Raw genomic sequence first — 14,291 nt, 5'->3', positions numbered from 1 at the left:
ATTGCGAAAAACAACAAAAAAAGGGAGCTTACGCTCCCATTTTTTCCACTAAGCTTGACGCTTAATGCTTGTCAACAATTATTCAGCATCAGCTGCTTTAGCGAATAATTGACGACCACGGTAGATACCATCTTTAGATACGTGGTGACGACGATGAGTTTCACCAGTAGCTTGGTCTACAGTTAATGCATTCTCGGTTAAAGCGTCATGTGAACGGCGCATGTCACGGCGAGAGCGACTTTTACGGTTTTGCTGAACGGCCATGATGGCTCCTTACAAAGATCGAAAAAATGGATCAGAACAAATTCAGTTGTCTTAACGCAAAATTATAACATAATTTTTAGTTAAGTTTACCCTTCAAACTTGCCAAAACATCAAACGGATTATCCCGTTTTTCTTCGACATCGTTCTGAACGGCAGGTTGATGCTTGTGTTCGCAAGCGTCATGCTTAGGCGACAAAGGCAGCAACAATAACAGTTCATCTTCTATAAGTGCGAGTAAATCAGCCGTCGCCGGTGAATCATAATCACCTTTGCTAGTTGCTTCACTTTCACCCAGAACAATGAAATCAGCATCCTCATCCAAGCGCTCTATCAGTGACTCATCATCTACAAGCGCTAAATGGAAGTCTAAAACAAGGTCAATTTCCACGGTATCCAGACAGCGCTGGCATTCCATTGGAACTTGTGTTTCAACGTGACCATCTAGCCATGCAATGCGATGATAGGCATCCATTGATAGCTTACAGTCTATGTTAATCAATTGATCATCAATTGATCCAACAGCTTCACGAGCAATACGAGCAAAGCGAGACAATGGCAGGGTACCTGACCATGTAAAGCCCTGTTCAGCCCATTTAAACGGCTCAATCTGTGCCGGAAAGGTATTTGCTGACATAATTAAGGCGGCAATTCTACAAATTCATCAGTACTCTGTCAAAGATTAAGATACAATTTTGTACTTATTTAGACAGACCAATTGGGTAAATTAAGTCATGCATCTGTTGCAGCCGCAAACAGAAGTGAATGTTTCATCACTCGTTAGCACACTTTCAACGCTCGATTCTGACATTTCACCTGACCAAGTGCAACTCTCGGACTGGTTGAAATTATCGACAGAATCAGAATACGTCGATTGGCTCATCTTACACTTTAATCACTGGTTTTCCCACCACAATGTCAACCTGGTGCGTGGTGATTTTGAACCGGAGTATTTTCCCGCCACCGCAGACACCCCTGCCCGCATCCAGTTTGCGCATGGTTTCTTTAACAGTGCCCTGCATGAAATCAGTCACTGGACCATTGCCGGTGAGGAACGCCGTAAACAGCCCGATTTAGGCTACTGGTATGCCCCGGATGGCCGCACGGCTGAGCAGCAGGCCCTGTTTGAGCAGGTCGAAATCAAGCCGCAAGCCATTGAATGGATGTTTGCCACTGCATTTGGACGCAAATTCCAGGTTTCTTTAGATAACCTGACCGGTGAAGGCGGCGATGGTGCCTGCTTTAAAGACAATGTCTATGCCCAGGTGCAGCGTTATTTTCGTGGTGAAGCCAAACTGCCACGCGATGCCAAACGCTTTATTGACTGTATCTGTTTATGTACCCGGCATGGCAAAAGCTTACATAGCGATGAATTTGCAAGAGAAATGCTTGATTAAATTACATAAATCAACGCTCTGGATACACAGAGCTTTGTACAATGGTCTGAAAAGCGAATCATCATCAGATCAGGAGAAAAGAATATGCTGCATTTAAGAGTTCATCCTGAAAATCCTCAGCCCCGTTTAATTAGCCAGGCAGTAGAACGGATTCGTGCCGGCGATGTGGTGGTCTATCCTACCGATGCAGCCTATGCCATTGGCTGCCAGATCGGGAATAAAGCAGCCATGGAACGGATTGCCCAGATTCGTGGTCTTAGCCCTAAACATCAATATGCAATTTTATGTTGTGACCTGTCCGATATTGCCACTTATGCCAAGGTCGATAATGCCATGTATCGCCTGCTAAAAAACAATACCCCGGCAGTAACCACTTTTATTTTACCGGCCACCAGTGAAGTGCCGCGCCGTCTGATGCACCCGAAAAAGAAAACCATTGGCCTGCGTATTCCGAGCAATCCGGTTTGCCAAATGTTACTGAAAGAGCTGGATGAACCGCTCTTGACCTCCACCCTGATTTTACCGGGGCAGGATGATCCACTGGATGATCCTTATGATATTGAAATGCAGCTTGGTAAACGTATTGATGTATTTATTGATAGTGGCCTGGGGACTTTAACCACCACCAGTATTGTCGATTTATCTGGTGATCAGCCGGAAATTATCCGTCGTGGTATTGGTGATGTGAGTTCGTTTGAATAACGGCGCTCAGCGCCACCTCAGGAGGAAACGGTATGGATTTATTTTATCTGTTGCTGAATCTGCGCGAGTTTCCAAAAAGCCAGCTAATCTATGCGACTCAGCCCTGGTCTCTGGAAGCTGAGGTTCTACTGCTGGATGCAATACCCAACCCGGCTGCCGTGCTCTCTATCGGACAGCAGGTGTATCATCTGCTGTCGAGTGTTGAAGAGGCCTATATCCTGTCCTTAAGATTAGGCCACCAGAACCTGTGCAGCCGTGAAATGTGTCAGCAACTGCTGGAACAGCTTGAGCAGTCCGCTTTATCACGTGTTTGATCTGAGGTGAGTTTTTCTTGCTAAAACCCTTATCTGTATGCGCTTTTAGGCCATATCTTCTACTGTATTGAACGTGATTTTTCCTGCTTTTTCGCTGCAGAATTGCCATCTACTTTTGCTTTTTTTCGCTTTTAGTCATTTGGGTAATTTATTTCATGGTCAATTTCCATTAAACTACGCGCAATTAACCCCATGCTTTCTTTTCGATGTGAGATCGAATGTAAAGCTCTTTTCATGCCTTTGAAAATTCGCGTGGCCTAAAACTGTAATGAATCAATCTGTGCATCCTGCTATGGACCAAGTCCCGCACATCCGCGTTTTGGATGAGTGGCAAGAGACGATTCCTGAGGATTTATATATTCCTCCTGCAGCATTTGAAATTCTGTTAGAGCATTTCGAAGGCCCGCTCGACTTTCTGATTTACCTGATTCAAAAAAACGGCTTTGACCTGCTACAGGTTGATATCGCACCGATTGCCTCTCAGTATTTGGCTTATATGGATGCGATGAAATCCCTGAATATTGAGCTGACCGCAGATTATATGGTGATGGCTGCCCTGCTGGCCGATTTAAAATCGCGTTTGCTGCTGCCGAAACCCAAAGCCATCAGCGAGCTGGAAAAAGATCCGAAGCAGGAACTGATTGACCGGCTGGAAAATTATTTACGTATTAAACAGGCGGCTGAACGTCTGGGGCAAATGCCGGTGTTAGAGCGTGATACCTTTAATACCCATGTCAGCCTGGGCCAAGTGGCGTATAGTAATGAGGGCCATGAGGCCAGCCTGTTACGTGATGCGCTATTTTGTGTATTTAATCGCCCTGAACCGGTGATTCACCAGATTCAGCAGGAACCGGTGTTACTGGAAGAACGGATTGCCTATATTGAAGCAAAGCTGCAAAGCGGTGAAGTGCTAGCGTTTGCCGAGCTGCTCAAGCCGAGCCAGGGCCGTATGGGCATGGTCGTGACCTTTATGGCGATTCTGGAACTGACCCGTCAGCAAAAAGTGGCAATTGTTGCCAGTGGTGTCGAAGCACCGCTGGCCATTCAGGGAGCACAGGCCTAATGTCAGAGCAAACCCTTAACATGTCCAGTGATGAACAGCATCATGAAGTGCTGATGCAGCTAGAAGCCATTATTTTTGCCAGTGATGCACCGGTATCGCTGGCACGTCTGAAAGAAGCATTTCAGGCACGTTATAGCAAGGCAGAATTAAAAGTCTTTTTACAACAACTGGCCATGCTGCAACATGGCCGGTCTATTGAACTGGTTGAAACTGCGCAAGGTTTCCGTTTTCAGGTACGGGCCAAATATCGTCCCCTGATTGCACAGGCCTGGCCGGAGCGACCAACCCGTTTATCCCCGTCTTTACTCGAAACACTGGCTGTGATTGCTTACCATCAACCGGTGACCCGAGCAGATATTGAACAGATTCGCGGAGTATCAAACAACAGTCAGATTCTCAGAACGTTGTTTGACTGGAACTGGATTAAGGAATCCGGTTTCCGGGAACTCCCTGGAAGACCCGCGTTGTTAGTCACAACGCCACAATTTTTAAATGCATTTGGCCTGACCTCTGTCGGTCAATTGCCTCCCCTGCAGGATGCCAAGGAAGCTTTCATGCACCTCGATGCCCAGGCACCGAGATCGTGAATAGGTGAACTGTTGATGATAATTTCTAAGGTTATGCTGTCATGAGTGAAAAATTGCAAAAGGTACTGGCACGCGTTGGTTTGGGTTCTCGCCGTTATATGGAAGAAGTCATTGCCGCTGGTCGTGTAAGTGTCAATGGCCAAGTGGCCCAGGTGGGTGAGCGTATTGAACCAGGCGATGAGCTTCGTATCGATGGTCGTAAAGTCAGCTTCCAGATTGAAGATGAAATCCGTCGCCGTGTGCTGATTTACTACAAACCGGAAGGTGAAATCTGTTCACGTAACGATCCGGAACAACGCCCGACCGTGTTTGATCATTTACCATCAATCGCCAATGATCGCTGGGTGATGGTCGGCCGTCTGGATATCAACTCGACCGGTCTGTTACTGTTCACCAATGATGGCGAACTGGCAAACCGCCTGATGCACCCATCCAATGAAATTGAGCGTGAATATGCGGTCCGTGTAATGGGTGAAGTCACACCACAAATCCGTAACAACATGCTACGTGGCGTGGTACTGGATGATGGCCCGGCCAAATTTGAATCCTTCTCTGAAATTGGTGGTGATGGTATCAACCGCTGGTATCAGGTGGTGGTAAAAGAAGGTCGTAACCGCGAAGTACGTCGTATTTTCGAATCTCAGGGCTTAAAAGTTAGCCGCCTGCTACGTACCCGTTATGGCACCGTAATTCTGCCACGTGAACTGCGTACCGGCCGCTGGATGGAACTGGACAAGAACGACATCGACAACCTGACCAAAGCGGTTGAGCTGAAACCACGTCAGGGAACCGGTCTGTACGGTATGGCTAAACGCCGTAATGAACGTATGCAGGAAAAACCGATGGCAGCACGTCGCGGTGGTTTCTTGCGTCAGCAGCGCCGTGACAATGAAGCAGCGCCAACGTCTTCAACCCGCGGCCCGCGTGATGATAACTTTGGTAATCGCGAACGTCGTGAAAACCAGAATGGCACACACTTTGCCCGTCGTGATAACCCAAATGGCAACAGCTTTGGCCGTCAAGAGCGTGATGAACATGCGCCACGCAAACCATTTGGCAACAAAAGCTTTAGAAAGTTTTAAGCTGCCCAGCAAAAAGCCACTCAATTGAGTGGCTTTTTTTATCACGGTTTTAATCTAGAACCGGAATCTCAATCCATTTTGCCTCTGGAAAATGCCGGGCCAAATAGGTTTTTAAATACTCAGCAGTATCTTTAGAAATCAGCGGATCTTGTGATTCATCTTGCAGGTTATAGGCCAGCGCATACAGCGATAGCCCTCGTGCCTTCAACGCTTCCAGACTTAATAAGGTATGGTTAATGCTACCCAGACGTCCTGAACTGACCAGAATCACCGGATAGTGCTGCTCGGCAATATAATCAATCGTTAACATTTCCGTGGTGAGCGGCACCATCAGGCCACCAGCGCCTTCCAGTAGTACCACATCAAAACGCGCTGCCAGTTGCTCTGTCGCCTGGCGGATGTTATTGAAATCAATCTCACGGCCATCAATTTTGGTGGCCAGATGCGGCGATGCCGGATAAGTGAAAATTTCGGGCATGGTCAGTTTGCTGTCATCTTCAGGCAACCAGCCACAGCCCATCATCTCCCGATGTTGCTGGATATCTTCCGAAATATCAGTATTGCCAGTCTGAATCAGCTTTTGGGTGATGGTTCGCTGTCCTTCAGCACTCCAGACCTTGGCCAGATAACCGGTGGTATAGGTTTTGCCAATTCCGGTATCAATTCCACTGACAAAATAGATCTGTGCCATTAGCCTGTGCTCCGTGCAATACAATAAATCGGATGATAACTGAGCAGATATTCCTGCTGGCCGGCCACATTCAGCCGGGAAAACTGCCGATAGGCCTGATAAAACTGCTGCAAACTGTGTTTGGTCCAGCGGTGCCCGGAAGCGGTACCCGTGACCCCGGTGGCTTTTAAATGCTGCAACACCTGGCGAGGATGTTCAAAAGCCAGGGTTTTGACAGTTTCAGACAAATACACAATTTCGAAGCCTTGTGACTCCAGACAGCGGCGCAGTTCCGGCAGGCTGAAATAATCCAGCCCCTGCCCGGTCAGGGCTTTAATTTCCTTGAGATTGTCCGGACCAAAACTAGAAAAACATAAATAACCCGAAGGCTTTAAAGCATGGGCGATTTTGGCAAACAGCTGCTGCAGATTCTGCATCCATTGCAAGGCTGAACTCGAGATCAGCACATCCAGCTGTTCTGGAAAAGCGATCTGCTCGGCATCGCCAATCCACCATTCGGTTCGGGAAGTAGAAAACAGTTGCTGCTGGACTTCCGGATACAGATCATTGAGCAGCAACTGCTGCACCTGAAAGTGCTGCTCCAGCGCACGGGTTAAAGCCCCCGTACCACAGCCAATTTCAAACACCCGTCCCAGTTTTCGACTGGTTAGATGTGACTGCATCAGCCGAACCAGTTGCTGGCAAATCTGCTGCTGAATCACCGCATGCTGCAAATAGCTGTGATGCGCCTGGGCAAAACGCCGTGCCACTTGTGATTTATTTACAGACATCGCTGACTTGTCCATCATAACAGCGCCACGCATTGCGCCAGCTCACTGGACTGAATCTGCGCGGTCAGGCAAATCCGCAGCCGTGAACTGTTTTGCGGTACGGTCGGCGGACGTACCGGCATGATATAAAACCCAGCCTGCTGTAGCTGCTGTGCCTTTTGTACGGCTTTTTCCGATTCGCCCAGAATTACCGGCACAATCTGCGAGGTCGATGGACAGGCATAGCCTTTGGCTTCAACCTGCGCTTTTAATTCCTGGCTGATCTGCTGTAAATGCTGGCGCTGAGCTTGCATCTGCAACATCTTCTGGAACATAAACCGGGTCCAGGCCATATTCAGCGGTGGCTGCGCGGTACTGAAAATCAACGGGCGCATGCGGTTAATTAAATAGTCACGGATTAGCGGATGGCTAATCAGATATCCACCGACCGAGGCCAAGGCCTTACCAAAGGTCCCCACCAGAAAATCAACCTGCTCCAGCACCGCATACTGCTCCGCACAGCCCAGTCCCTGCTCTCCACGTACACCAATAGCATGTGCTTCATCAACATACAGCATCACTTTCGGATAACGCTGCTTTAACTGCACCAGTGCCGCCAGATCGGTTTCATCACCATCCATACTAAAAATGGATTCGGTCACGACTATAATCCGTTCAATTTGCGCATCGTCATGATACTGTTCCAGCAGCCGGGCCAGATGCGCCAGATCATTATGCCGGTAGCGCACCGCCTTGGCAGAAGATAAACGGATACCATCAATCATGCTAGCATGGACCAGCTTGTCGGCCAGAATCAGGGTTTTACTGTCGGCCAGTGCCGGTAAAATCCCGATATTCATATGGTAGCCACTGTTAAACAGCAAGGCGGCACGGCCAAAGGCCTGACTCAGACTCGTTTCCAGCTGCTCATATTCCCGGAAGTTCCCGGTCAGCAAACGCGACGATGAGGCGCTCATACGGCGCTCGGCTGCGGGGGTTAAGTCAAAAAATTCTTCACGCAAGCTGACATCGCTGGCCAGCCCCAGATAATCATTACTGGACAGATTCAGCATGCGCTGCCCGTGAATCTGAATCGTGCGGCCATGTTGCAGATTGGACTGAAACTGACGCAAATTGGCAGTGCTTTTTAACTGCTCCAGCTGCTGGGCATAATGGTCGAGCAAACTCATGCGGCATTCTCCTGCATCTGGCGGACCACCTCGGTCAACTGGGTCAGCAAGTAGTGCAGTTCATCTGCTGAAATCACATACGGCGGCATCACATAAACCAGTTTGCCAAATGGCCTCACCCAAATGCCCCGCTGTACAAACTGCTGCTGCAGGCTTTGCATATCGACTGGCGTAGTCAGTTCAACCACCCCAATTGCGCCCAGCACCCGCACATCCTGTACATGGCTCAGCTGAGCCAGTGGCGTTAAAGCCTGTTTCAATTGCTGTTCAATCTGCTGAATCTTGGCCTGCCAGTCCTGTGCCAGCAAGACTTGAGTACTTTTCAGTGCCACCGCACAAGCCAGCGGATTGGCCATAAAAGTTGGGCCATGCATAAACACGCCAGCTTCCCCCTGACTGATGGTGTCTGCCACCTGCTTGCTGGTTAAAGTTGCCGACAGGGTCATATAACCACCCGTCAGTCCTTTGCCAATACACATGATATCCGGCTCGACTCCGGCATGTTCCCAAGCAAATAACTTGCCGGTACGACCAAAGCCGGTGGCAATTTCATCAAAAATCAGCAGCAGACCATACTGCTCGCATAAACGCTTGGCCTGACGCAAATATTCAGGATGATAAAAGCGCATACCGCCCGCGCCCTGTACAATCGGCTCTAGAATCAGTGCGGCCAGTGTATGCTGATGCTGGGCCAAAGCCTGCTCCAGATCGGCAATATCATCTGGGTTCCAGTCTTCATCAAAGCGGGTTTGTGGTGCCTGTACAAATAAGCGATTCGGCAGACTTGAACCAAAAATCTGATGCATGCCAGTGACCGGATCGCAGACCGACATCGCATTCCAGGTATCGCCATGGTAGCCGGAACGTGGAGTAATAAAATTGGTTTTTTGTGGCTGGCCTTGCGCAGTCCAGTACTGCACCGCCATTTTTAACGCGACTTCAACCGCCACGGAACCGGAATCGGCATAGAAAATCTTATCCAGACTCGGCGGAGTAATTTGCAGCAGTAATTTGCCCAGCTCAATGGCCGGATCATGGGTCAGACCGCCAAACATGATATGCGACATCTGCTGTAACTGGTCGGTCACGGCCTGATTCAGTTCAGGATGGTTATAGCCATGAATAGCACACCACCACGATGACATGCCATCAATCAGACAGCGGCCATCTGCGAGTTCAATGGTCGCACCATAAGCCCGCTTTACCTTGAAGGTCGGCAGCGGCTGGGTCATGGAAGTATAAGGATGCCAAAGATGTTGCTGGTCAAATAAATCGGTCATCCCGGACTCCCTGTCTGGTTTAAAATCTACATGAGCTCGATCTTACTCCCGCCACACAGAAAAAGAAATTGCGGGAATTATCATTTCCGCTGAAGGGTCAGGAGAGTTGCTTTAAATAGTCAATAATTTTCTGTGTAACCACATCTGTTTCAAACAACGGGATGCCATGCGAGCCAGAAATCACTTCCACCTGAAGATTTGTTGCAGCTAAATTCTGTAAATCTTCTGCAACTTGGCAAGGAACCAGCTGATCTTCATGTGCCAGCAAATGATATTGTGGAGCCGGATAATTTTTTAAGATGGTCACCAGATTAAGCTGTTCCAGCAAAGCTAATCCCTGTTTTAACAAGGTTAGAGATTGCGGCTGGATTAAACTTTGTAATTTCTGTAAATCCTGCCGGCTCTGGGCACTACCCTGACAGACCAGATAACCAAAACGTTTTAAGGTCGCGGCCGCATCTTTGGCAAAGCCCTGTTTAAACTGCTGAAAAGTCTCGGGAACCATCCCGTGGGGCCACGCGTCTTGCGCAACAAAACACGGATTCGAAGCCAAAGTAATGAGCGCTTGCGGCGCCTGTCCGGATTGCGCCAGTGCATCGGCCAGTAAGGTTGCCAGCTGCCCACCCAGAGACCAGCCCATCAGCACGCTATAGCCTTTGGCCCGTTCCAGCTGCTGCTGGAACTGTACCGGATCCGCCGCATTAAAAATGTTCAGGACATCGACCTGAATGCCGTGTTGCATTAGGCTATGTTGTACAGGCTGTAACAGGCCGGTTCCTCCGCCCCATCCGGTGATCAAAAGTATACGCTGCTGCATTGTGCTGTCCTTGTTTCCATCTAGTCGCAGTATAGTAAAAATAGCGACGCCTGCACTGCATCAAAATCGCCAAATCTTGGCCATAAAAAAACCCGGCCAGTGCCGGGTCAATGTTGGGTTGGGCTTACATTTGCGATTGAATGTAGTTCTGCAAACCAATGAGTTCAATTAAACGCAACTGTTTTTCCAGCCAGTAAGTATGGTCTTCTTCGGTATCTGACATTTGCTGACGCAGCATGTCACGGGTGATGTAATCGCCCTTGTCTTCTGCCAGCTTAACACCTTGGGCCAGTTTTTCACGTACCTCATACTCTAGCTTTAAATCGGCTTTTAAGCAGGACAGCACGTCGGTACCAACGTCAATATCATCACGTTGCATATTCGGAGTGCCTTCAAGGAACAGAACCCGGCGAATCAAGGCATCGGCATGTTGTGATTCTTCCTGCATCTCATGGTCGATGCGTTCATAAATCTTGCTCAGGCCCCAATCTTCATACATACGCGAGTGAATCAGGTATTGATCACGAGCAGCCAGTTCGCCACCGATCAACATATTTAAATAGTCTACGACTTCTGGATTGCCACGCATTTTCATTACTCCCTTACGAATACGCTCATTATGGCGAAAGCCAAGCCAAGTTGCAAAAGATAATTTGTGTAAATATATGATTTTTATATAATTAAAATGAGAAGCATGTGCATTTACAGTTCTGGATTCAAACTTTTCCACATAAAAAAGAATTGCTTGCGTACATTTATCTCACTTTTCTGCAGCCCAAACACACAAAGCAGCAAATTTAGAATTTTGTAACTATCAAAAACGGTTCTTATTTCTGCGGTTTTTACGATTTTACTGCTGTGCTTTCTCTGTTTTGACCTATCACCAGATTCAGACAGCAACCGCTCAATCTAGAGAGCGGTTGCCTGCTGTTCTGTTAGCCCTGGGTCTGGCCATATTCAGCCATCAGGCTCAGGAACTGGTCTTCATTCATGACTGGAATACCAAGTTTCTCCGCCTTCTCCAGTTTGGAACCGGCTTTTTCACCCGCCACCAGACATTTGGTTTTACTGGAGACACTGCCACTTACCCGGGCGCCGAGCGCCTGTAGCATTTGAGTGGCTTCATCACGGCCCATTTTACTTAAGGTGCCAGTAATCACCCAGCTTTCACCATTTAAAGGCTGACGGGTCGGCGCCAGCGGTGCATCCCAGTGAATACCGGCCGCCAGTAAACGGTCCAGCACTTCCAGGTTATGCGGTGCCTGGAAAAAGTCTAAAATCCATTCTGCAGTAATATCGCCGACATCCGGGGTTTTCTTGAGCGCTTCCAGATTGGCAACACGTAAGGCATCCAGCGTCTGGAAGGTATTGGCCAGCATTCGCGCGGTAGTTTCGCCGACACCTCGAATCCCCAAGGCATAAATAAAGGCGCCCAGCGTGGTTTTTTTACTGCGTTCAATTGCATCGAGCAGGTTTTGTACCGACTTCTCGCCCATCTTTTCAATATTGAGCAAGGCCTCACGATGTTCATGCAGATGGTAAATGTCCGAAACATCTTTGAGCAGATTCAGATGCAGTAATGATTCCACCCAACGATCACCCAGACCTTCAATATCCATGGCCTTACGCGAAACAAAGTGACGGATGGCCTCAATCCGCTGCGCTGCACAGTACAGGCCACCGGAACAGCGTGCCAACGCTTCGCCTTCCGGCATCACCACCGGCGAATCACACACCGGACAGCAGGCAGGTAGCTGTACGGTTTCAGCCTCCGCCGGACGAAATTCCGGCCAGACTTTTTCAACTTTCGGAATCACATCGCCGCTGCGATAGACACTGACCGTATCGCCAATCCGCACATCTAGACGATGGATTTCACCAATATTGTGCAAGGTGACATTAGACACTGTCACCCCACCCACTGCCACCGGATTCAGGCGCGCCACCGGGGTCAAAGTACCGGTACGGCCTACCTGCCAGTGAATATTTTCAACTGTAGTCAGCGCGGCGACTGCCGGGAATTTATAAGCAGTGGCCCAGCGCGGTTCGCGGCTTAAAAAGCCAAGCTGCTGCTGCTGTTTCAGGTCATTGACTTTAATTACCATGCCGTCAATTTCAACACTCAGCTGCGAGCGTTCCTGATTGATCTGCTCATAGACTTCTTGCACGGCCTGAATGCTGTCACAAACAAAATGGCGTTCCCCGACGGCAAAACCAAGCTGATGTAACCAGTCCAGGCTTTCGGACATGGTGTTCAGGCCATGATGCGGCACGCACTGGGCAATGCCATAGGCATAAAACGCCAGTGGACGTGAGGCCGCAATTTTCGGATCCAGCTGGCGCAAGCTGCCGGCCGCAGCATTACGCGGATTGGCAAAGGTCTTTTCGCCTTTGGCTAGATTAGCGGCATTGAGTTTTTCAAAACCCGATTTGGGCATCAGCACTTCACCGCGCACTTCCAGAAACTCCGGAATGCTGTACTCCGCTGAAGATAAGATTTTCGGCAGGTTGCGAATGGTTTTAACATTGTGAGTAATATCTTCACCGGTTTCGCCATCACCGCGGGTCACGCCGCGCACCAGCACGCCATTGGCATACCACAAGGAAATCGCCAGCCCATCAAATTTCAGCTCGACATCATATTGAATGGTCTGATTGGGTAAACGCTCTTCGGCGCGGCGGGCAAAGGCAAACAGTTCATCCTGGTTAAATACGTTACCTAATGACAGCATTGGTACCGCATGGGTGACGCTTTCAAATTTGCTTAATGGCTGTCCACCGACTTTATTGGTTGGGGTATCGGCCTGAATCAGATCGGGATATTGTTGTTCTAAGGCTTTAAGTTGATGAAACAGCTGATCATACTCACTGTCTGCAATAACGGGCTGATCCAAGACATAATAGGCATGATTATGCTGGGCTAAAATCTGGATCAATTGGCGCATTTGCGCCACCACATCTGCATGTTGAGTCATATGTTCACCATAAAAAAGGGCGGTGATCCCGCCCTTAAAAAATTTTGTCGCTTGGCCGTATTATAGAAACCGGAGGCTGTGGTTTCAATTCAGTTATGCCAGCGAAGCCTGACCTGCGCGATAATCAATCGCCTGATGACGCCAGTGTTCACGTAATTGCGGGGTTAGTTCCAGATGGTTCTGGTCATACACGGTGCCATCAATTTCACGGGCAATCAGACCGGAAATGCTGATCATGGTATCAAAGGCATTTTGCACATCGCTATGTGGCAGGGCCAGGAAAAAAGCCAGACCTTTGACCTGTTCATTTGACAGGGTTTCCAGATCAAAACCATCGGCACCATTGTCGGTAATTTGCAACACCGAAAACAGCAACTTGGAACCATCTTCGTTATAACGGTGGAAGCAGGACATTTCACCAAAGCGCAGACCGTATTTAAGCAGCACTTTCAGGGTTTTCTCCCCCGATAAAATCCGGCGTTCCGGAAAAATATTCAGGGCAATAAATGATTCTGCAGTGGCCAGGGCGCTTTCATCATCTACCAGTTGCTGTTCATGCAGATGCGCATCCAGAATACTGCTTTCTTCTTCAAATTCACGAATATCGGCTTTTTCAATCTGGCTGTTGAGGCTAAATTCAGCCGGCACAGTTTCCGCTTTTTCGGTATCTACCACAGCTTGAGTCTGTTCAGTCGATGCTGATTCAGGCACAGATGCAGCAGCATGAGCTACAGCAGTCACGGCAGCGGTAGTAGATGCATCAGTCTGGGTGGTTTCGGTAGAAGCCTGTTCTGCCAGATTTTCTGCCTTTGCTTCTACCTCATTTTTGGCTGCAGGTTCAGCATCTACAGATGCTACGGCCTGCGCTTCAGTTTTCGCCTGCGCTGTTTCGTTCGGCTCAGTCAGCTGCGTTTCAGTCATGGCCTGTGGCTCAATTTTGCTGTTTGGCTCGACGGCAGCAAGATCGGCATCGCCTAACGTCGGTTCTACGCGCTGGGCCGGTTCAGTCTGTAACTGATGACGGACATGACGCGGAATGATCGGCTGCTGGCTATCGGCATTGACCTGCAGCTCGGAGTCCAGCGAAGGTGCTGCATCGGCCGGTTTTTTCAGGATCATTCTTAAACCGAAACCCATAATAATGAGCGCGATAATAATCCCAATGATTGTGGTGATTTCCATG

Annotated in this window: 16 protein-coding genes; 6 read left to right on the top strand and 10 right to left on the bottom strand. The window is 48.9% G+C overall.

Annotated features, from left to right (window positions below):
• Positions 1 to 78: 78 nt before the first annotated feature.
• The gene (gene rpmF / locus GA693_RS01465) at positions 79 to 264 is read right to left on the bottom strand and encodes a 50S ribosomal protein L32 (RefSeq protein ID WP_005175977.1); all 186 of its coding nucleotides are present in this window, start codon (positions 262 to 264) and stop codon (positions 79 to 81) included.
• A 76-nt stretch (positions 265 to 340) separates the two neighbouring features.
• Complete coding sequence (locus GA693_RS01460) at positions 341 to 898, bottom strand: YceD family protein (RefSeq protein WP_005175975.1); 558 nt, start codon at positions 896 to 898, stop codon at positions 341 to 343.
• A gap of 97 nt (positions 899 to 995) precedes the next feature.
• On the opposite strand from GA693_RS01460, the gene GA693_RS01455 reads away from it, so the two are divergent.
• From GA693_RS01455 to rluB, 6 genes are all read left to right on the top strand, one after another.
• Entirely contained in the window at positions 996 to 1,658 is a 663-nt protein-coding gene (locus GA693_RS01455) for an elongation factor P hydroxylase (protein ID WP_160241552.1), read from the top strand.
• 84 nt (positions 1,659 to 1,742) lie between these two features.
• Positions 1,743 to 2,360, top strand: coding sequence for an L-threonylcarbamoyladenylate synthase (locus GA693_RS01450; RefSeq protein WP_160241553.1), 618 nt, complete (start codon positions 1,743 to 1,745; stop codon positions 2,358 to 2,360).
• Positions 2,361 to 2,392: 32 nt separating this feature from the next.
• On the top strand, positions 2,393 to 2,674 hold the full coding sequence (locus GA693_RS01445) for a hypothetical protein (protein WP_160241554.1): 282 nt from the start codon (positions 2,393 to 2,395) through the stop codon (positions 2,672 to 2,674).
• A 268-nt stretch (positions 2,675 to 2,942) separates the two neighbouring features.
• Positions 2,943 to 3,737 (top strand): segregation and condensation protein A, encoded by a 795-nt coding sequence (locus GA693_RS01440; RefSeq protein WP_016659867.1) that lies wholly within the window; start codon positions 2,943 to 2,945, stop codon positions 3,735 to 3,737.
• Between the two features lie 20 nt (positions 3,738 to 3,757).
• Positions 3,758 to 4,324 carry an SMC-Scp complex subunit ScpB gene (gene scpB, locus GA693_RS01435; RefSeq protein ID WP_373683643.1) on the top strand — a complete coding sequence of 189 codons (567 nt, stop codon included), beginning with the start codon at positions 3,758 to 3,760 and terminating at the stop codon, positions 4,322 to 4,324.
• A gap of 41 nt (positions 4,325 to 4,365) precedes the next feature.
• Positions 4,366 to 5,406 carry a 23S rRNA pseudouridine(2605) synthase RluB gene (rluB, locus tag GA693_RS01430; protein ID WP_005175954.1) on the top strand — a complete coding sequence of 347 codons (1,041 nt, stop codon included), beginning with the start codon at positions 4,366 to 4,368 and terminating at the stop codon, positions 5,404 to 5,406.
• A 49-nt stretch (positions 5,407 to 5,455) separates the two neighbouring features.
• Here rluB and bioD read toward each other — a convergent pair whose 3' ends face one another.
• The 8 genes from bioD to GA693_RS01390 all read right to left on the bottom strand — a co-directional run bounded on the left by bioD (position 5,456) and on the right by GA693_RS01390 (position 14,290).
• Positions 5,456 to 6,097 (bottom strand): dethiobiotin synthase, encoded by a 642-nt coding sequence (gene bioD / locus GA693_RS01425; protein ID WP_160241556.1) that lies wholly within the window; start codon positions 6,095 to 6,097, stop codon positions 5,456 to 5,458.
• On the bottom strand, positions 6,097 to 6,867 hold the full coding sequence (gene bioC, locus GA693_RS01420) for a malonyl-ACP O-methyltransferase BioC (protein ID WP_228718978.1): 771 nt from the start codon (positions 6,865 to 6,867) through the stop codon (positions 6,097 to 6,099). The genes bioD and bioC overlap by 1 nt, the downstream gene beginning before the upstream one ends.
• A 14-nt stretch (positions 6,868 to 6,881) precedes the next feature.
• Positions 6,882 to 8,036, bottom strand: a complete 1,155-nt coding sequence (locus GA693_RS01415; RefSeq protein WP_160241557.1) for an 8-amino-7-oxononanoate synthase — start codon at positions 8,034 to 8,036, stop codon at positions 6,882 to 6,884.
• Positions 8,033 to 9,316, bottom strand: coding sequence for an adenosylmethionine--8-amino-7-oxononanoate transaminase (gene bioA / locus GA693_RS01410; RefSeq protein ID WP_016659862.1), 1,284 nt, complete (start codon positions 9,314 to 9,316; stop codon positions 8,033 to 8,035). The genes GA693_RS01415 and bioA overlap by 4 nt, the downstream gene beginning before the upstream one ends.
• A gap of 97 nt (positions 9,317 to 9,413) precedes the next feature.
• The gene (locus GA693_RS01405; RefSeq protein ID WP_016659861.1) at positions 9,414 to 10,133 is read right to left on the bottom strand and encodes an alpha/beta fold hydrolase; all 720 of its coding nucleotides are present in this window, start codon (positions 10,131 to 10,133) and stop codon (positions 9,414 to 9,416) included.
• A gap of 124 nt (positions 10,134 to 10,257) precedes the next feature.
• The gene (gene ftn, locus GA693_RS01400; protein ID WP_005175934.1) at positions 10,258 to 10,722 is read right to left on the bottom strand and encodes a heteropolymeric bacterioferritin subunit Ftn; all 465 of its coding nucleotides are present in this window, start codon (positions 10,720 to 10,722) and stop codon (positions 10,258 to 10,260) included.
• A 346-nt stretch (positions 10,723 to 11,068) separates the two neighbouring features.
• Positions 11,069 to 13,108: an NAD-dependent DNA ligase LigA gene (gene ligA, locus GA693_RS01395; protein WP_005175932.1), complete on the bottom strand. Its 2,040-nt coding sequence runs from the start codon at positions 13,106 to 13,108 to the stop codon at positions 11,069 to 11,071.
• Between the two features lie 93 nt (positions 13,109 to 13,201).
• Complete coding sequence (locus GA693_RS01390) at positions 13,202 to 14,290, bottom strand: cell division protein ZipA C-terminal FtsZ-binding domain-containing protein (RefSeq protein WP_160241558.1); 1,089 nt, start codon at positions 14,288 to 14,290, stop codon at positions 13,202 to 13,204.
• Position 14,291 lies beyond the last annotated feature (1 nt).

Origin of the sequence: Acinetobacter indicus (assembly GCF_009914475.1) — a bacterium.
In the GTDB taxonomy this organism is placed as follows: domain Bacteria; phylum Pseudomonadota; class Gammaproteobacteria; order Pseudomonadales; family Moraxellaceae; genus Acinetobacter; species Acinetobacter indicus.
Note: the sequence above shows the minus strand (reverse complement) of the source record. Positions and strands in the feature narration are given on the sequence as shown.